The following is a 17,892-nucleotide window of genomic DNA, read 5'->3' as shown; positions in this document are numbered from 1 at the left end:
ATTTTTTATCTTTACGATCAAATAACAACTTATTAAACTCATGAAAATTAATAAATTATTCACTTTGTGTGTTGTTTGTTGCGCTTTTGTTATTTCGGCAAATGCTCAGCAAACCGCTCCTGCCACAAATTACAATCCTGCTGAAGCTTTCGGGCCTTTGTTTTACACTCAAAACGGAAACGAGTTTCGTTCAGCAATGGGAATCCCAGGGCCAAAGTATTGGCAAAATCGCGTTGATTATAACATTACAGCCAATTTGGACGAAGCCAAAAGTTTGGTTACCGGAACAGTTACCATAACCTATAAAAATAACAGTCCGGATAAGTTACCGTATTTATGGTTACAATTAGATCAGAACACATTTAAGGAAGATTCTCGTGGCAAACAAGTAACTCCAGCCCGTAGTCGTTATGGTGCCCAAGGCGAAAAATTCGACGGAGGTTACAAAATTCAAAATGTGAGTGTATCTCAAAAAGCTGCGGCAGTAAAATTCACTTCAATTGTTGAAGACACCCGTATGCAGATTCGTTTGGATCAGCCGATGGCTGCCAATGGCGATGTGGTAACTATTAAAATGGACTATTCTTATACTGTTCCGAAAGAAGGATCGGATAGAACTGGTCATTTAACTACTAAAAATGGCGAAATTTATGCCATTGCACAATGGTTTCCACGCATATGTGTTTACGATGATGTAATTGGCTGGAATACTTTACCGTATTGGGGCGGTGGAGAGTTTTACTGCGAATATGGCGATATTACTATGGCTTTAACAGCTCCAGCAACCCACATTTTAATGGCGTCTGGAGAACTCTTAAACCCTCAAGAAGTTTTTACTGCACAACAATTGCAAAGATGGAATGCTGCTAAAAATAGCGATGCAACAGTTCACATCCGTTCCGAGGCAGAGGTTACCGATCCTAAATCTCGTCCGGCGAAAGATAAGTTAACCTGGAAGTTTAAAATTTTAAATGCCCGCGATGCGGCCTGGGCTTCATCAAAAGCTTTTGTTTTAGATGCTGCTCGTATCAATTTACCAAGTGGAAAAAAATCATTAGCGGTTTCTGCGCAACCTGTAGAAAGTAATGGAGCTGATGGTTATGGCCGCGGGGTAGAATATGTTAAAGCCAGTATCGAACATTATTCTAAACAATGGTTCGAATATCCTTATCCAATGGCAGTTAACGTTGCTACAAATATCGGTGGTATGGAGTATCCAGGGATTGTTTTTTGTGGTTGGAAGGCTAAAAAAGGCAGTGCATGGGGCGTAATCGATCACGAATTTGGTCATACCTGGTTCCCGATGATTGTGGGCTCAAACGAACGCAAATTTGGTTGGATGGATGAAGGTTTCAACACCTTTATCAACGGCATTTCGGCTAAAAACTTCAATAATGGAGAATATATTGGTCGCCCAACCAACATGAATTTTATAGGCAAAAACTATATCGGTAATCCTAAGTATGAAAACATTATGCAAATGCCTGATGGAATGACAGAGGCAAATATTGGCATTAACTTGTACTCTAAACCAGGATGGGGACTAGATATTTTGAGAAATGAGATTTTAGGTGAGGACCGATTCGATTATGCATTTCGTCAATACATCAAAAACTGGGCTTACAAACACCCAACTCCTTATGATTTTTTCCGCTCGATGGAAAATGCTGCAGGAGAGGATTTAGCTTGGTTTTGGAGAAGTTGGTTTTTAAATAGCTGGAAAATGGATCAGGCCATTGGTTCGGTTGAGGAAATTAAACAAGATGGAAACTTATCAGGATATTCTATCCGTGTGAATAATTTGGAAAAAATGCCAATGCCAATTATCCTTCAGGTAGAAACTAAAAGTGGTAAAAAAAGTATTGTAAAAGTACCTGTTGATGTTTGGATGAAAAACACCTCTTGGTTGGTGCGTTTCCCAACCACTGAGGAAATAGTATCAGTTACCTTAGATCCAAATAAGGTTTTACCAGATTCGAATCCTGACAATAATACCTGGACCGCAGGAAAGTAACATTCAGTTTTTCAAAGCCCTTAAATGCAAATTTAAGGGCTTTTATTTTTATGGTGATGAATGAAAAAGAGAACGTTTTTCATGTTTATAATAAAATTGCTGATTGGTTTGGGGAAAACAGACCTCGTAATTTAATGGAGAAACCTTATCTGGATACAGTTATTGAGTTGATCCCAAGGGGTGCAAGTCTGCTAGACTTAGGCTGTGGAAACGGAAAACCCATTATGGAATATTTCCTGCAATCTGGGTTTATGGTAACAGGAGTTGATGCAAGTGAAAAAATGTTGAAACAGGCTAAACAAAATTTTCCGGCAGAAGAATTTCTCTTGCAAGATATGCGCAAGCTTAAACTTGAAACCAAATTTAATGCAATCATTGCCTGGCATAGTTTTTTTCATTTACCAGCGGAGGATCAGCCGAAAATGTTTGAGATATTTGCCAATCATCTCCTTCCAAATGGAATAATTTTATTTACCTCGGGCACCAAAAGAGGAGAGGCGTGGGGAATAAATGATGGCGAAAATCTTTTTCATGCTTCACTTGATATCGAAGAATACCACAATTTGCTAGTTAAAAACCAATTTGAAATTTTAAATCAAACCGTAAATGATCCTTCATGCGGCAATGCAACGGTTTGGCTCTCACAATTTAATCCGCAATAGTTTTATAATTTATTTAGCTTTGTGCATGGCCGATCAACAGAAAAACAATCCACTTCACGGAATCACTCTTGAGAAAATCGTTACTGATTTGCAGGCGCATTATGGGTGGGAGCAGTTAGGGTCGCTAATTAGAATCGACTGTTTTAACAACAATCAAAGCATTAAATCAAGCCTCAACTTTTTGCGTAGAATGCCTTGGGCTCGTAAAAAAGTCGAAGATTTGTTTTTAGATACTTTTCATAAATAGCGTTTACTCATATGCTTTTTGCAATCCTTTTCTCAAATCAAACAACAGCCATTGTTTGCTGATAACTTCTTCCTTTTTCGTTTTCAATAACTCCAGAAAGTCTTTAACACCAAGCTCTTCATTTCCATTACCATGGATAAGCACAATACTTCCATTATTTGCTTGTTGTCCTTTTGCTAACCAGGCATCGCTTCCAATTGGGATTAAACCATAAGCTTCAATTTTTTGCACAATACTTCTATCGGAAACTAAACCTGGAAAGCGGAAAAAAATAGAGGGTGTCAACCCATTTTTGAGCATTAGTTTTTCATTTTCTAATACCTCTGTATCAAGATTGGTGCCTGGTGCTAGTAAAAAGTTTTCGGCCAGAGGAAGGCTGTTTACCTCATGATTATAAGAATGATTTATCCAGGTGATATCTAAGTCTTTTTTGTTGACCAAATCTTTCAGCCAATTTAGGTCGTCCTGGTGTTTAAGCATCCATTTTCCCGATACCGAAATGGCAAGAGGTGCCGGCTGCTCTATCTTTTTAAATTCATCAAATACCGATTGAAAAATAACGCTGTCTAAGGGTTTGTGAGAGGGGCAAAGGTCAATCGTTAATGTTATTCCTTGTTCTCTTGGTATGGCATTATCGATGCCCGCATCTTGTATTTGAAAATCTTTCGCGGCAGCTGCAGTTAAAGATTTTATGTATGGGCTGGTTTTAAATTCGAGTAAAATCTTTGGCCATGGTGTTCTACTTATTACATAATTTGAAGCGAGGTCAACTTTGCTATCAAGCGTCTGCGGATTAACAAGCAATAAATATTGTTGCCCATCATTTGCGAAACTCCGAATGCCAATTAGTTTTTCAGCACCCTTATTCGCAACAAGATAATCCAATTTGTATTTCTTAATCGATTTGAAGTTTTGACCCAAACTCGAACTGGTGCTGAGAAGAAGAACAGAAATAATGAAATAAAAGAACCTGAAGCGTTTCATCTTTTGCTTATTTAAAACCTTTCTAATTTAAGGCAAAAATTTTATCTTTACCACATCACCATGAACAAAGAAAAACTAAAATTATGGTTTAAGCGTGTGGGCTTAATCGGGTTTTTATTCTTCCTGATAAAAGGATTAATCTGGTTGGTGGTATTCTATTTTATCGGCAAAAACGTTACCTAAAAGTAAACATCAGGTTGGCGATAAAATTCCAAATAAAAACAATCGCAATAGCAAAAAACTTAGCCACATAAAAGTTTGTACCGTTTTTACGTTGGTGGAAAAGATATATAATAACGGTGTTTAATGCCAATCCAATTACACTTACCACGATAAATTTGCTAAACTCGGTTCCCCAGTGGATGTTGGTGCTTTGAAAAGTCCAAACGCGATTAATTAAATAATTGTTGGTTACAGCGAAAATGAAACCTAGCGCATTGGCCACGTATTTATTTATTTTAATTTTTTCTTTGCAAAGCCAGGTCACGCCGAAATCAATTGCCATTCCAAGCAAGCCCGTTACACCAAATTTCAGAATGCGAAAAAATAACTCCATGCTATTGTATTCTTACCAGATAAAAACGTTCTAAAACCTGAGGGCGTGTTTTAGCATTTATAAACTTTCCCGTAAGTTTTGTGACGTGAAAGTATTCAAATGATTTGAGGATTTGGGTATTGTAATCCTTTTTCAATCGCTCCATTTCTGGCTCCCAAACATAGATCACCATGTTCTTATCTGTCTTATGTTTGTTCAATGTCTCAAAATCCCAAAAATACTGAGGCTCTCCATTCGCATAAAAATCGAAAGAATAAGCATCAGGATACATCAATACTGCTGGTTTAGCATTAGGCTGGTTTTCCTTTAGCCAAATGCCCGCTTCCATTCCCGATTCATATTTCAGCAATGCAGGATAAAAGAAACCTGAAAGAAAAATCATCAAGCCGATAGAAATCATACTACTTCTGGCGATAATGGTTTCAATTTTTAATCCTCTAAAAAATAATACAGATAAAAATAGCAAAACGATTAGTATCGCGTTTGCAACGGAGAAGTAATCGAATTTGAAAAATATCGAAACGCAGATTAATATCGCTACAATTAAAACTGCCAAAACCGTTTGAGCGATGAAAAATATTTTCAGACTTTTCCCTTCTAGTTTCTGCAAATACAGAGCAGCGATCACGGCAAATTGCGGTAAAATAATCAATATATAATGCGGCAATTGAAATTTAGATAGTGAAAATAGCAGAAAAGTGATGGCGGCACTTGTCCAGATTATAATGCTTTCGGGGGGCAAAGAAACTCTGTTTTTCTTTTTGAGAAGATTAATTACCGCAGTATAAAATAGAATGGACCAAGGTAGAAAAGCCCAGATGGTGGTGTGTAAGAAAAATGAGATATCGCCTTTGCCTTTTATTGGTCCGTTATTAAAAAAGCGACCAAACTGACTGTCCCAGAAAAAGAATTTTAATCCCGAAACTCCCGTTTTTCCAAATACAATTTTTTCTGGCTGTAAATCAAACTGCACATACAAGGTGTAAAGTTCGGGAATGATAAAAACCAGAATTAGCACTATCGCAAGCCACCATTTCAGTTTTAATAACTCTTTATATTGTTTGGTGATGAGCCAATAAAGGATAAAACCACCAAAAACCGGAATCAAAACAAAAATTCCTTTGATCATAATGGCGCATGCGGCGAAGAATGAACCTAAAACGATATGCCAGAAAGACCCTGATTGCGCTTTGTAATAATGGTAAATGGCTGCCAAAGTAAATGTTGTAATGTAAACTTCGGCCCTTACATCAAAAGTTGATATTAATATGTGTAAAGAACTTAGAAAGATTAACGCACTTATTAAGCCCATTTTATGGTTATAAATATCTTTCGCCAACTTATAGAGATAACCTGCTCCAAACAAACCAAACAAAAACGAAGGCAGCTTATAAGCAAAGGCATTTATGCCGAAAATTTTGAAAGAGGCTGCTGCCAGCCAAAAAGTTAAATGTGGTTTATCAAGCCAATCTGCACCACGAACGTAAATGTTAATCCAATCATCACGCAAAACCATATTTTTGGCTATTGATGCATAAAGCGCAGAATCCGGTTCCATAATCCCACCAAATAGTGCCAGCGAACTGATTACAGTAACAATTCCGATTAGAATTTTATATAGCGTGATGTCTTTCGATTTCATTTACTGAAAGCAAATATGAGTAAAAATAAGTCAATTTTTTTGAACCTTTAAAGATTAACAAAGCCAAAGCCTTATCTTTGTTGCATGACAAAGTTATCGGTAAACATCAATAAAATTGCTACGTTGAGGAATAGTCGCGGAGGTAATAATCCTGATTTAGTGAAGGTTGCCTTAGATTGTGAACGCTTCGGTGCACAAGGAATTACGGTACACCCACGCCCAGATGAACGCCATATTCGTTATCAGGATGTTTACGATTTGAAAGCTGTTATTGCCACTGAATTTAATATTGAAGGCAATTGCCGTGAAGATAAATTTGTTGATCTGGTTTTGGCTAATAAACCTGCACAAGTAACATTAGTGCCCGATGCCGAAGGACAAATTACTTCTAACCATGGTTGGGATACAATAAAACATAGAGATTATTTAAAAGAGATGGTTTCGGTTTTTCAAAAAGAGGGTATTCGGGTTTCCATTTTTGTTGATCCGGTAGTTGAAATGGTTGAGGGAGCAGCAGAAACAGGTACAGATAGAATCGAATTATACACCGAGGCTTATGCTCATAATTATTACGCTGATAGAGAAAAAGCAATCGTTAACTACATCGCCGCTGCACATCACGTAAATAGATTAGGTTTAGGAATAAATGCAGGTCATGATTTAGATTTACACAACCTTCATTATTTTGCCCAAAGCATTCCTGGTTTATTGGAAGTTTCCATTGGTCATGCACTCATTAGCGATGCGCTTTATTTGGGTTTAGAAACTACAGTTCAAAAATATTTACAACAACTTTTATGAGTTTAAAGTTGAAAGTATAAAGTTGAAACCGGTCGTTGACAATATACTTATCGCTAAAAACTTTCTACTTTAAACTTCTCACTCCATTATGTTAAAAGGAATTCTCCTTGTTTTTTTTGGTGCCTGCAGTTTCGGTATCCTTTCTACTTTTGTAAAACTCGCATACCACGATGGATATTCTCTCGGCGATGTTACCGGTGCTCAGGCTTTTTTTGGTGCAGTAATTCTTTGGGTTTTGTTTTTCTTTCAAAGCAGGACTTCAAAGTATAAGACACAAGAAATAAAGCTAATTACACCTAAATGGAAGATGATTCTAGCTGGAACCTGCACCGGTTTAGTAAGTATTTTCTATTATCAATCAGTTAAACTTGTGCCTAACTCAGTGGCTATCATTCTGCTCATGCAATTTATTTGGATGAGTATTTTGCTAGAGTTTATCATCTACAAAAAGAAGCCGACGGGATTACAATTTTTAGCGATCCTTTTGGTTTTGGGAGGAACAGTTTTGGCAAGTGGAATGCTAGAAACAACTATTTCAAGTTTGAGCTACAAAGGTATCGGCTTTGGTTTGCTCGCTGCAGTATGTTATGCGGGCTTTTTAATGTTAAGCGGAAGAATCGGAAACGAGTATCCACCACTGCAGAAAAGTGCATTAATGATTACTGGAGCATGTATTTTGATCTTTATCCTGTTTCCACCTGCGTTTCTGTTTAATGGCGCATTAAACGGAACTTTGCTTAAATGGGGGCTAATTATTGCCGTTTTCGGAACAGTAATTCCACCGTTATTTTATGCTGAAGGTGTTCCACGCATTGGAACAGCGTTGAGCTCAATTTTAAGTGCAGCAGAATTGCCTGTAGCGGTAATGATGGCAGGCTTTGTGTTGCAAGAACAAGTTTCATTTTTGCGTTGGGTAGGCGTGTGTGTCATTTTATCGGCAATGGTGTTGCCTAATTTGAAGTATTTAAAGAGAAAGTGATGTTTTACCCCAAAGGATGTAAAGACAAGGCGCAAAGATTGCAAAGCTGGGTGCTCAAATTTTTACTTCTCTTCCTTTGCGAAAAACTCAGTGTTCTTTGCGCTTAGAATAAAAAAATAAATACCTTTAAAAAGCAAAAAATGAAAACATGAAAAAGCAAATTCTTTATATTCTTTCTTTTCTAATTATCGGCTTCGCCGGATGTAAAACTAAAACAACCATCAACCAGGATGAGGCGGGAGAAGTGATTACAGATTATTTAAAAGCCAACCCTGAGTATAAAACCATTCGTTTCAACTTTGGAGAAATCAAGTTTAATAGCACGAATGACATGTTTGAGCTAGGGAAATACAAATCGTTAGCGAGTAAAGGATTAGTAACTCTGAATTTAAAAGAAGCGAAAAAGAAGTTCCTTTCTAAAGATAGCAGTTTCGTATATCAAATAACTTTAACTGATAAAGCTAGTCCGCTGGTTTTGAAACAAGATGGCGACAGGGCTACTGTTAAAGCCGTTACCTATGTTTTAGCAGATGAAAAGCCCGTAAACTTTGAACAGGTAAATTCGAGCACAGCTAAGGTAACCGTTTCCTTAAAAATGTTGACTACCGATTTTGAACCTTTTGATAAAGACGCCAATAAAAACAGCAACTTCATTACCAAAACTTACAAGTTGAAGTTGAGTAAAGATGAAGGCTGGAAAGTGCAAAAGTAAGGAGTTTTAAATAATAAGTCGACATGCTGAATTCATTTCAGCATTTGTTTTGCTATTAAGATCCTGAAATGAATTCAGGATGACGGTCGTTCTTGTATAATGTAAACAACAGAGAGTAAGCTTTTGGAGCTTGCATTGTTTCTAAACCCCCGCCTGCGGCCAATGTCATTAAGTTAATGGATTTTTATATGCTATCTTTTTGATTTTTAATTAAATCTTTATAAGACTAACTTAATGACATTGTGCCTGCGGCAGGTAAGCAAAGACGGAAAGTTAAAAACTTCAATGGTAGCCTTAGCCTTTCTTTTTTAGAAACCAGTTTTTGAATTTCTTGAAGATATCTTCCTTTTTTGGCTTTGGCGTACCATCGTGGGTTAAATTATTATCGTAGTGGTTTTGTAGTGCTGTGGCGTAGTCTTTTTCACTTTGATTACCTGATTTTAATTCTTTAATAAATCGGGTAGCGTTAAAATTTAAGGTGCTGTTGAAAGAAACTGCATAATATTCGCTTCTTTTATTGAGGTTTTTATTGATGTTAATCTCTGAAGCTCCGTTCTCGGCGAAGTAATCTATATGATGAATTAATGGATTTAACTTCTTCAAACGTTTTGTGCCATTCCGCTCATTCCTCCATGGATGTTCATTTTTGTAGAGCTGTGCTAACAGATAATCTTTTTTCCAAAGGGTAACCTGGTGCGACATTAAAAAATCTGATTTTTGATTATCCACTTCGGCAACATTAAAACCTTCTATAAAAATCTCAGTTGGCTTGATTTTGTAAACATCAGAACTATGAAGTTTAACATGTTTCCAGTTGTTCTTTTTTGCTAAATCGAAAAGCTGATTAAAAAATTCGTGGTTAACAGGTTTACTCAGCCACATATCTTCCTGAAAGTATAAAACGTATTCTTCATCAATATTCCTCAATAAGGTTGCCAAGCGATCGGCCCATTCGCCTTTGCCAGATTTAATATTAATAAAGCCATTAACTTTTGCGTTTTTAACCTCTGTAGCAAAATAATAATTGCAGGGGATTTTAAAATCCCAGTTGTTTGAAAAAGTATAGTCGAAACCTTGGTATAGAAATTCGTAACGGTCGCAGGCGTGAACTAAAAGTGCAACGTTATTTTTTGATTTCAACATGTAAGCTAAATGGATTTTTTTTCGAAGGTATGAAAACTTTAGATTCCGGGCTTGTAGCAGCCCTGAATTTATTGTCATGCTGAGAGGTTCGCATTTTTTTCAAAAACACATAAATCGTCGAAAGCCAAAATTGTAGTCGTTATGAGGTACGAAGAATCTCTTACCTGTTATTTACTTTTCTTGCCTGATTAACTTCCGTTTACGGCAGTGGGGTATTAACGTATGTTTTTTCATCGCTTGCAAATGCTTCGTTCCTCAGCATGACAGAAACGTAAAAAAAGATTGTAGAAAATGGCGGCAACAAACTTTAATTTTTGTAGCGTTACTGCTTTCCAAATAAATGAAATTTCTTCCTGAAATGAACAAACGTTTGACTTTAAATACAAACTTAAAATCTACCAATTTTGTCGCCTTTAAGCGTAAATAAGACACCTTTTTTACACTGATATATAGCAAAATACAATATCGTTTTTCCTACCTTTGCAGCAAATTATTATTCATACCTGCATGAGCTTAAATATCCACTACAAGGAAGATTTTCAAAATCGTCATATTGCACCAAATGAGGCAGATACTGCTGAAATGTTGCAAGCTGTTGGCGTAAATTCTATTGATGAGCTGATTGAACAAACTGTTCCGACGGCAATTAGGTTAAAACAACCATTAAATTTGCCTGCGGCGAAGTCAGAAACTGAATATTTGGGTGCTTTAAAACAAACCTCATTGTTGAATAAAGTTTTTAAAAGCTTTATTGGTCAGGGTTATTATGATACCATTACCCCGGGTGTAATTTTACGTAACGTATTTGAAAATCCAGGATGGTACACGCAATATACACCATACCAGGCAGAGATTGCACAAGGTAGGTTACAGGCATTGTTAAATTTCCAAACGATGGTAATCGATTTAACCGGAATGGAAATTGCCAATGCATCTCTTTTAGATGAGGGTACAGCTGCGGCAGAGGCGATGTTTATGCAATACAGTACGCGTAAAAATCAAGCTGCAAAAAAGTATTTCGTTTCAGATTTAGTTTTTCCTCAAACGATAGATATTTTAAAAACCCGAGCTAATCCTTACGGTATTGAATTAGTCATCGGCAATCATTTGGATTTTGTGGCTACAGAAGATTTCTTTGGTGCGATTGTTCAATATCCGGCAGGTAATGGAGAAGTTTTCGATTACAAAAACTTTGCTTCTGAATTACACAATCAAAATATTAAATTAACGGTTGCAGCAGATATTTTAAGCTTAACCTTATTAACGCCTCCAGGCGAATGGGGTGCTGATATCGTGGTAGGTACAACGCAACGTTTCGGTATTCCGATGGGTTTTGGTGGTCCACACGCAGCATTTTTTGCAACTAAAGAAGAATATAAACGCTCAATTCCAGGTCGTATTATTGGTGTAACCATCGATAGCCACGGCGATTACGCATTACGTATGGCTTTGCAAACCCGCGAGCAACACATTCGTAGAGATAAAGCAACTTCGAACATTTGTACGGCGCAAGCATTATTGGCCATTATGGCTGGTTTTTATGCAGCTTACCACGGTCCGAAAGGATTAAAAGCCATTGCAGAACGTACGCATGGTTTGGCGGTTAGTTTAGCGTCAACTTTAAAAAGCTTAGGTTACGAGCAATTAAATTCAGCTTATTTCGATACCATTCGTTTCGATTTAGGCGACTTAAAAGGTGGCATTCATTCAGGTTGTTTAGATAACGAAATCAACTTGAATTATGTGGGTAACGTGGCTACCATCTCTATCGATGAAACTACTACTTTTGAAGATGTTGCATTAATTGCTAAAATCTTCGCTAAAGTAAAAGCGGTTGCTGCTGATCAGGTTGAGGTTGTCGAAAATGTTGAAACTGTAATTCCATCAGCTTTACAGCGTACTTCAGCATACTTAAGTCACCCAATTTTCAATTCTCATCATTCAGAGCATGAAATGTTGCGCTACATCAAATCATTAGAGGCGAAAGATTTATCGCTTTGCCACTCGATGATTGCCTTGGGTAGTTGTACAATGAAATTGAATGCTACTGCAGAAATGATTCCAGTAACCTGGTCTCACTTTGGTCGCATCCACCCATTTGCTCCAGCCGATCAGGTTTTGGGTTACTATTCGGTTTTTAACGAACTGGATAAATGGTTAAGTGAGATTACCGGTTTTGCGGCGATGAGTTTACAGCCAAACGCTGGTGCTCAAGGTGAATATGCAGGTTTAATGGTTATTCGTGCTTATCACCACGATAGAGGCGATTTCCACCGTAACGTTGCGCTAATTCCTGCATCTGCTCACGGTACAAATCCTGCTTCTGCAGCAATGGCTGATATGAAAATCGTTGTCGTTAAATCCTTAGAAAACGGTAACATCGATGTAGAAGATTTAAAGGCAAAAGCAGAATTACATAAAGACAATTTATCTTGTTTGATGGTGACTTATCCATCAACTCACGGTGTATTCGAAGAAAGCATCATCGAAATTTGTGAAACGATCCACGCTAACGGCGGACAGGTTTACATGGATGGAGCAAACATGAATGCACAGGTTGGTTTAACAAGCCCAGCTAATATCGGTGCCGATGTTTGCCATTTAAACTTGCACAAAACTTTCTGTATCCCTCACGGTGGTGGCGGCCCAGGTATGGGCCCAATTGGTGTGGCGAAACACTTGGTTCCTTATCTTCCTGGTCATGCTGTGGTTGATATCGATAAAGGAAAATCAATTTCTGCGGTTTCATCTGCACCTTGGGGTTCAGCTTCGATCTTGATTATTTCTCATGCTTACATCGCTATGATGGGTGCTGAGGGATTAACCAATGCGACTAAATATGCGATTTTAAACGCCAATTATATGAAAGCTCGTTTAGAGCAACACTACCCAGTGCTTTATTCAGGTGCTCAGGGTCGTTGTGCACACGAGATGATTTTAGATTGTCGCTCATTCAAAGCTTTCGGTATTGAAGTTACTGATATTGCCAAACGTTTAATGGATTATGGTTTCCATGCACCAACAGTTTCATTCCCGGTTGCGGGTACGTTAATGGTTGAGCCTACCGAATCGGAGCCTAAACATGAGTTAGATCGTTTCTGTGATGCATTGATCGCGATTAAAAAAGAAATAGATCAGGTTGAAAATTTAACTTTTGATAAGGTTGATAACCCATTGAAAAATGCACCTCATACTGTAGCAGTAATTACCGCTAACGAGTGGGAGCATGCTTATAGCCGTCAAACAGCAGCTTTTCCACTTCCTTATGTGTTGGAACGTAAGTTTTGGCCATCAGTTGGTCGTGTGAATGATAGCCATGGCGATAGATCATTAATTTGTGCTTGTCCGCCAGTTGAAAGTTATTTGGAAGAAATAGTGCCTTAAGAAAGTTGAGGGTAGAAAGGTAGAGTGTTTAAGGTTTCCTTTCCATCGCCAACTCCGTCATTGCGTGCCTGCTGTAAGCAGGCGAGGAGGCTTTTTCAGCCAACGTGGCAATCTTATCTAGTGCCTTGGTTTGTGTCCTCACAAACCAATCATCTGCAAGTTTTATGAATTCATTTTCATATAGCTTGCAGTTTTTTTTTGCCCCTCATTTCGAGCGAAGCCGAGAAATCTTGTAATTAAAAAAGCTATGTTAAAAGATTTCTCCATTTCACTACGTTCAGTCGAAAAGACGACTTTCCGAGACGGAACCATTTAACTAAACTCCCCAAAATGCCAAAGAATCCCCGATGGATCGTGGAGGAAACATTCACTTCCCCAGCTTTCAATTCTGATTGGGCTTAGCTTTACATTTTCATATTTAGCAGGTAAATCAAGCGCTGAAAGTTCATTGTAAAACTGATTCACATTATCCACTTCCATAAAAATCATGGTGTTATCTATCCAATCTTTAACGTAGGCTTTTTGTAGATAAAAAGCGAGGTTGCCGCTTTTGAAGACCGACATACTTTCGCCCAGAGTTACCTCTTCAAAACCGAGATCACGGTAGAATTTTCTTGACGTTTCGAAATTTTTAGCGCCTATAAATGGTCGAAGTGATTTTGCGTTGTGGTTCATTTTCAAAAAAAATATTCACCAAGATAAATAATTAAATTTATTTCCGCTTTGCAACCCTAAATAGCAACAGAAGCTTATTGGATTTAAACGGGATTGAAGTGATATCCTTTTTTGTTTTACTGGCTTCGATAAAATCTGTATGGCAATCAAAAAAAGATTTAACGAAAAGCCCGACTATCATTCAACCTGACTTCTGCATTTGCTTTTCAAATAATTTAAATTAAATTAAACCTCAAGTACAATCCTTAGTCAATAGAGTGCTTTCAGATAAATCGATCGTTTTTGAAAAAGTTAACATACATCAATAACAAACAATCTATCTTAAACTTATATTTGCACCATAAACTAAAAAATCAAACATGAAATTAAAAATCTCTTCCATCCTTTTGTTAGTTGCAGTTGTGTCATTATCAGCTTTTACAACTATTAAACCAGTTACTTATACTGTAGATGCAGCAAAATCAACCATCACCTGGATTGGTAAAAAAGTTACAGGTTCTCACAACGGAACTATCGCTTTGCAATCAGGAACTTTAAATGTTGATGGCAAAAAAGTAACAGGTGGTACTTTCACAATCGATATGAATTCTATTAAAGATGCTGATGGCAGTGCAAAATTAGAAGGTCACTTAAAAGCAGACGATTTCTTCGGAACTGCGAAATATCCAACTTCAACTTTCGTAATTACTAAGGTTGCTGGTAACAATGTAACAGGTAACTTAACCATTAAAGGCACTACTAAACCAGTAACTTTCCCTGCAACTATTTCTGTAAATGCAGATGGAACTGTTTCTGCTTTAGCTGGTAAAATTTTAGTGGATAGAACTAAATATGACATTCGTTATGGTTCGAAATCTTTCTTCGATAGCATTGGCGACAAAGCAATTGATGATAACTTCGAAATCGGCGTGAAATTAGTAGCTAAGAAATAAAACGTCCTAACCCTCTCCTGAAAGGGAGGGCTGAAACAATAAAGGTCTCGATTTTATCGGGACCTTTTTTTGTGTTGTCATAGCGAAGTACGAAGCAATCCTTGTACATCTGTAGTAGACTTTTTATGAATTCTATCTTGGTTTTAGAAAGCAATTGCGGTATAATTATTAAAGTTTATTCCCGCCATTCGCTACAATCTTTTTCAAACCTATAAGGTTTTTAAAACCTTATAGGTTTAATCAAAAGTATTTTCGCTGCTGTCGGGTTTAGGTACTTAATGAGCTACAAGAAACAAAGACTTTCAAACTGCAGGATTTGGCTAAAGCCTTGCTTGCTTTATTTATTTTTCGTCAGTTGAAACTGACGACGATGAAATTTATTGCCAAGCGGTTTGCCAGCTTTAATCCTTTTACTTTAGCTTTTCTGTTTTGTCTTTCAACTTTTTCTGCAACTTAATTTTTCGACTTGCATTTCATTGCCGTTGGCTTCAGCCAACGGATAACGGATAACAATCAATTATCTTATCCTAAACCCGCCGTCAATTTCATCAACAAAACCTGTTGCCTGATCTTTGCTGTGGTAAAATAAACATTCCCAGTTTTCAGCAGCAGCTCTTTTTCCAAACTCCTTGCGTAATTCCATCGCTTTGCGGCCATCGAAATCGTATTTGGCAATGAAGTTTTTAATCAATTCGCTAGGTTCTGGCAATACATCGCCGCCGAAAAAAACTTTCTGATTCCCCTCCGTTAATAGAAAAACCTGGTGGTTTGGGCAATGGGCACCTGTAAATTCAAATGCAATGGTTTCATCCAAATTTCCATCGCCTTCTACAAACTTCAGCTGTGCATTACGTTGCAGGTATTCGAAAATATCGGTGTGGTAAGAGCTTGATGTGCTACTAAAAGCCGTTTCCCATTCGCCACGATTGATTACATATTCTGCATCCGGAAAACTCAGCTCCGTTTGATCGCCTAATTTGTGAATCATTCCACCAGAGTGATCGTAATGCAAATGCGACATCAAAACCTTCGTAACATCTGTTGGATCAAACCCGGCATTCCGAATGTTTTTGTGTAACATCAGTTCGCCATGGTCATCACTGAAACCTAAACCGGTATCAAAAAGAACTAGATCATTCTTAAGTTCTACCAGAAAAGGTTGGACGTTGATAAACAACGAAGCCGGGCGATCTTTATAGTTGTGAATGGATGAATCAAACGGTATGAATTTTTTTGAGGCATCTACAGAATAGGTGCCTTCGAATAAGGTATGAACTTGCAAAATGTAGAGATTTAAATTAAAAAAGTATATTTACTGTTCGGAAACAAATATAATGGAAAAAAGATGGGTGCTGACATCAAATTGTAATGATGACACGGTAAAGAAATTAGCAGAACAACTCAATATAGATCAATCACTTTCACAAATTTTAGTTCAACGCAATGTTTGTGATTTTGACCAGGCGAAGTATTTTTTTAGGCCTGATTTAAATCATCTTCACGATCCTTTCTTGATGAAAGATATGGATAAAGCAATAGAAAGAATCGAAAATGCATTAGCAACTCACGAAAAAATTCTGATCTATGGTGATTATGATGTTGATGGAACCACATCGGTAGCTCTTGCTTTCAGCTTCTTTTCTCAACTTACCCCAAACATCGAATACTACATTCCAGATCGTTATTTAGAAGGTTATGGAATTTCTACCGCCGGTATCGATTATGCGAATGAAAACGGTTTTTCTCTGATTATTGCGTTAGATTGTGGTATAAAATCCATCGATAAGGTTGATTACTCGAATAGTTTAGGAATAGATTTTATCATTTGTGATCACCATTTACCTGGTGATGATTTGCCAAAGGCAATAGCGGTTCTAGATCCTAAAAGATTGGATTGTGAGTATCCGTTTAAAGAATTGGCAGGCTGCGGAATCGGCTTCAAACTGGCGCAAGCCTATGCTCAAAAACATCATCTTCCAGAAGAAACCTATTTGCAATATCTTGATTTGGTAATGGTAAGCATTGCCGCAGATATTGTTCCGGTAGTAGGAGAAAATAGAATTTTAGCTTATTATGGGTTAAAGAAATTAAATACCAATCCATGCGAGGGCTTAAGGGCTTTAATGGAGGTTTCGGGTAAAACTGAAAATTACACCATCACGGATGTGGTTTTTACTTTGGGTCCGCGGATAAATGCCGCAGGCCGTATTGACCATGCAAAACATGCCGTAGCGATGTTGCTTTGCCAGGTTGATGGAAATTCTTTGGAGCAGAGTGAACTAATAAACCTGAAAAATACAGAGCGCAAAACATACGATCAGGATATTACCCGGGAAGCGCTGGCTTTAATAGGGGAGAGCGAAGTGCTTATTAACCGAAAAACTACTGTCGTATTTAACGAAAATTGGCACAAGGGTGTTATTGGCATTGTAGCTTCGAGGTTAACAGAAAAATATTACCGCCCAACAATCGTTTTGACTAAATCAAACGGTCATGTGGCAGGTTCTTGCCGATCGGTTGTGGGCTTCGATTTATATGAGGCGTTGAGTGGCTGTGCTGATTTACTAGACCAATATGGCGGTCATAAATTTGCAGCTGGCTTAACCATGCAGGAGCAAAATGTAACCGCTTTTGCCGATAAATTTGAAGAAATTGTTTCGTCAAGCATTACCGATGAATTGTTAACGCCGATGATCAAAATTGATGCGGAAATAGATCTTGCTCAAATTGATGGTAAATTTTATCGGGTATTGGCTCAAATGGGTCCGTTCGGGCCAGAAAACATGGCGCCGATTTTTGTTACACATAACGTATACTTAGATCGGGCTGCAATGGCAGTAGGTGCAAACCACCTTAAAATAAATATAAAGCAACAAAATTCACTTATTTTTGAAGGCATTGGTTTTGGTCTGGCTGAATTTCAAAATCTCTTACAACCAAAAGTGCCATTTTCTGTTTGTTATACTATTGAAGAAAATGTTTGGAGAGAAAAGCGACGTTTACAGCTTAATATTAAAGGGATTAAGATAAAGGAGCAAGGATAAAAGAGTAAGGACAAAGGAGCAAAGCATAAAGGATAAAAAGTAAAGATCAAAGAGAAAAGACAAGACTTAAGGATGAGGAATGAACAACCCAGTCTTTATTCATTGATCTTTGTTCTT

At 37.5% G+C, this 17,892-nt stretch carries 16 protein-coding genes; 10 read left to right on the top strand and 6 right to left on the bottom strand.

The genetic code is table 11. The annotated features are described in order from the left end of the window. The first annotated feature begins 40 nt into the window (after window positions 1–40). Genes ACZZZK_RS09850 through ACZZZK_RS09840 form a run of 3 tightly spaced genes read left to right on the top strand, consistent with a single transcriptional unit; the run spans window position 41 to window position 2,923 of the window. Complete coding sequence (locus ACZZZK_RS09850; protein ID WP_463483967.1) at window positions 41–2,014, top strand: M1 family metallopeptidase; 1,974 nt, start codon at window positions 41–43, stop codon at window positions 2,012–2,014. A gap of 56 nt (window positions 2,015–2,070) precedes the next feature. Then, window positions 2,071–2,676 (top strand): class I SAM-dependent DNA methyltransferase, encoded by a 606-nt coding sequence (locus tag ACZZZK_RS09845; protein WP_463483966.1) that lies wholly within the window; start codon window positions 2,071–2,073, stop codon window positions 2,674–2,676. 25 nt (window positions 2,677–2,701) lie between these two features. Beyond that, window positions 2,702–2,923, top strand: a complete 222-nt coding sequence (locus ACZZZK_RS09840; protein WP_265799988.1) for a VF530 family protein — start codon at window positions 2,702–2,704, stop codon at window positions 2,921–2,923. A 3-nt stretch (window positions 2,924–2,926) separates the two neighbouring features. Here ACZZZK_RS09840 and ACZZZK_RS09835 read toward each other — a convergent pair whose 3' ends face one another. Continuing rightward, window positions 2,927–3,907: a polysaccharide deacetylase family protein gene (locus ACZZZK_RS09835; protein WP_463483965.1), complete on the bottom strand. Its 981-nt coding sequence runs from the start codon at window positions 3,905–3,907 to the stop codon at window positions 2,927–2,929. 60 nt (window positions 3,908–3,967) lie between these two features. On the opposite strand from ACZZZK_RS09835, the gene ACZZZK_RS09830 reads away from it, so the two are divergent. Next, window positions 3,968–4,090, top strand: coding sequence for a hypothetical protein (locus ACZZZK_RS09830; protein WP_260300610.1), 123 nt, complete (start codon window positions 3,968–3,970; stop codon window positions 4,088–4,090). Here ACZZZK_RS09830 and ACZZZK_RS09825 read toward each other — a convergent pair. Beyond that, entirely contained in the window at window positions 4,083–4,463 is a 381-nt protein-coding gene (locus ACZZZK_RS09825) for a GtrA family protein (protein ID WP_463483964.1), read from the bottom strand. The two genes, ACZZZK_RS09830 and ACZZZK_RS09825, sit on opposite strands and share 8 nt — an antisense overlap. A gap of 1 nt (window position 4,464) precedes the next feature. Beyond that, window positions 4,465–6,105 (bottom strand): ArnT family glycosyltransferase, encoded by a 1,641-nt coding sequence (locus ACZZZK_RS09820; protein WP_463483963.1) that lies wholly within the window; start codon window positions 6,103–6,105, stop codon window positions 4,465–4,467. Between the two features lie 84 nt (window positions 6,106–6,189). Between ACZZZK_RS09820 and ACZZZK_RS09815 the strand changes: the two genes are divergently transcribed. The 3 genes from ACZZZK_RS09815 (at window position 6,190) to ACZZZK_RS09805 (ending at window position 8,597) form a co-directional block, all read left to right on the top strand. After that, window positions 6,190–6,906, top strand: a complete 717-nt coding sequence (locus ACZZZK_RS09815; protein ID WP_463483962.1) for a pyridoxine 5'-phosphate synthase — start codon at window positions 6,190–6,192, stop codon at window positions 6,904–6,906. A gap of 88 nt (window positions 6,907–6,994) precedes the next feature. Further along, the gene (locus ACZZZK_RS09810; RefSeq protein ID WP_463483961.1) at window positions 6,995–7,885 is read left to right on the top strand and encodes an EamA family transporter; all 891 of its coding nucleotides are present in this window, start codon (window positions 6,995–6,997) and stop codon (window positions 7,883–7,885) included. Between the two features lie 148 nt (window positions 7,886–8,033). Next, window positions 8,034–8,597, top strand: coding sequence for a hypothetical protein (locus ACZZZK_RS09805; RefSeq protein ID WP_463483960.1), 564 nt, complete (start codon window positions 8,034–8,036; stop codon window positions 8,595–8,597). 294 nt (window positions 8,598–8,891) lie between these two features. Here ACZZZK_RS09805 and ACZZZK_RS09800 read toward each other — a convergent pair whose 3' ends face one another. Beyond that, entirely contained in the window at window positions 8,892–9,740 is an 849-nt protein-coding gene (locus ACZZZK_RS09800) for a hypothetical protein (RefSeq protein WP_463483959.1), read from the bottom strand. Between the two features lie 507 nt (window positions 9,741–10,247). Between ACZZZK_RS09800 and gcvP the strand changes: the two genes are divergently transcribed. Beyond that, the gene (gene gcvP, locus ACZZZK_RS09795) at window positions 10,248–13,124 is read left to right on the top strand and encodes an aminomethyl-transferring glycine dehydrogenase (protein WP_463483958.1); all 2,877 of its coding nucleotides are present in this window, start codon (window positions 10,248–10,250) and stop codon (window positions 13,122–13,124) included. A gap of 312 nt (window positions 13,125–13,436) precedes the next feature. Here the strand turns inward: gcvP and ACZZZK_RS09790 are convergent, their stop codons facing one another. Then, the gene (locus tag ACZZZK_RS09790; protein ID WP_463483957.1) at window positions 13,437–13,799 is read right to left on the bottom strand and encodes a VOC family protein; all 363 of its coding nucleotides are present in this window, start codon (window positions 13,797–13,799) and stop codon (window positions 13,437–13,439) included. A gap of 359 nt (window positions 13,800–14,158) precedes the next feature. Here ACZZZK_RS09790 and ACZZZK_RS09785 point away from each other — a divergent pair, with 359 nt between their 5' ends. Next, window positions 14,159–14,731 carry a YceI family protein gene (locus ACZZZK_RS09785; RefSeq protein WP_463483956.1) on the top strand — a complete coding sequence of 191 codons (573 nt, stop codon included), beginning with the start codon at window positions 14,159–14,161 and terminating at the stop codon, window positions 14,729–14,731. 517 nt (window positions 14,732–15,248) lie between these two features. Here the strand turns inward: ACZZZK_RS09785 and ACZZZK_RS09780 are convergent. Beyond that, window positions 15,249–16,013, bottom strand: a complete 765-nt coding sequence (locus ACZZZK_RS09780; RefSeq protein WP_463483955.1) for an MBL fold metallo-hydrolase — start codon at window positions 16,011–16,013, stop codon at window positions 15,249–15,251. 52 nt (window positions 16,014–16,065) lie between these two features. Between ACZZZK_RS09780 and recJ the strand changes: the two genes are divergently transcribed. Then, window positions 16,066–17,775 carry a single-stranded-DNA-specific exonuclease RecJ gene (gene recJ, locus ACZZZK_RS09775; RefSeq protein WP_463483954.1) on the top strand — a complete coding sequence of 570 codons (1,710 nt, stop codon included), beginning with the start codon at window positions 16,066–16,068 and terminating at the stop codon, window positions 17,773–17,775. Window positions 17,776–17,892: the final 117 nt, after the last annotated feature.

Source organism: Pedobacter sp. AC163 (assembly GCF_979258665.1).
This window is presented reverse-complemented; position numbering and strand designations above follow the sequence as displayed.

Excerpts from the sequence above, each read along its gene's own strand:
- ACZZZK_RS09850 (WP_463483967.1), top strand. The coding sequence starts at position 41 with ATGAAAATTAATAAATTATTCACTTTGTGTGTTGTTTGTTGCGCTTTT.
- ACZZZK_RS09845 (WP_463483966.1), top strand. The coding sequence starts at position 2,071 with ATGAATGAAAAAGAGAACGTTTTTCATGTTTATAATAAAATTGCTGAT.
- ACZZZK_RS09840 (WP_265799988.1), top strand. The coding sequence starts at position 2,702 with ATGGCCGATCAACAGAAAAACAATCCACTTCACGGAATCACTCTTGAG.
- ACZZZK_RS09835 (WP_463483965.1), bottom strand. The coding sequence starts at position 3,907 with ATGAAACGCTTCAGGTTCTTTTATTTCATTATTTCTGTTCTTCTTCTC.
- ACZZZK_RS09830 (WP_260300610.1), top strand. The coding sequence starts at position 3,968 with ATGAACAAAGAAAAACTAAAATTATGGTTTAAGCGTGTGGGCTTAATC.
- ACZZZK_RS09825 (WP_463483964.1), bottom strand. The coding sequence starts at position 4,463 with ATGGAGTTATTTTTTCGCATTCTGAAATTTGGTGTAACGGGCTTGCTT.
- ACZZZK_RS09820 (WP_463483963.1), bottom strand. The coding sequence starts at position 6,105 with ATGAAATCGAAAGACATCACGCTATATAAAATTCTAATCGGAATTGTT.
- ACZZZK_RS09815 (WP_463483962.1), top strand. The coding sequence starts at position 6,190 with ATGACAAAGTTATCGGTAAACATCAATAAAATTGCTACGTTGAGGAAT.
- ACZZZK_RS09810 (WP_463483961.1), top strand. The coding sequence starts at position 6,995 with ATGTTAAAAGGAATTCTCCTTGTTTTTTTTGGTGCCTGCAGTTTCGGT.
- ACZZZK_RS09805 (WP_463483960.1), top strand. The coding sequence starts at position 8,034 with ATGAAAAAGCAAATTCTTTATATTCTTTCTTTTCTAATTATCGGCTTC.
- ACZZZK_RS09800 (WP_463483959.1), bottom strand. The coding sequence starts at position 9,740 with ATGTTGAAATCAAAAAATAACGTTGCACTTTTAGTTCACGCCTGCGAC.
- gcvP (WP_463483958.1), top strand. The coding sequence starts at position 10,248 with ATGAGCTTAAATATCCACTACAAGGAAGATTTTCAAAATCGTCATATT.
- ACZZZK_RS09790 (WP_463483957.1), bottom strand. The coding sequence starts at position 13,799 with ATGAACCACAACGCAAAATCACTTCGACCATTTATAGGCGCTAAAAAT.
- ACZZZK_RS09785 (WP_463483956.1), top strand. The coding sequence starts at position 14,159 with ATGAAATTAAAAATCTCTTCCATCCTTTTGTTAGTTGCAGTTGTGTCA.
- recJ (WP_463483954.1), top strand. The coding sequence starts at position 16,066 with ATGGAAAAAAGATGGGTGCTGACATCAAATTGTAATGATGACACGGTA.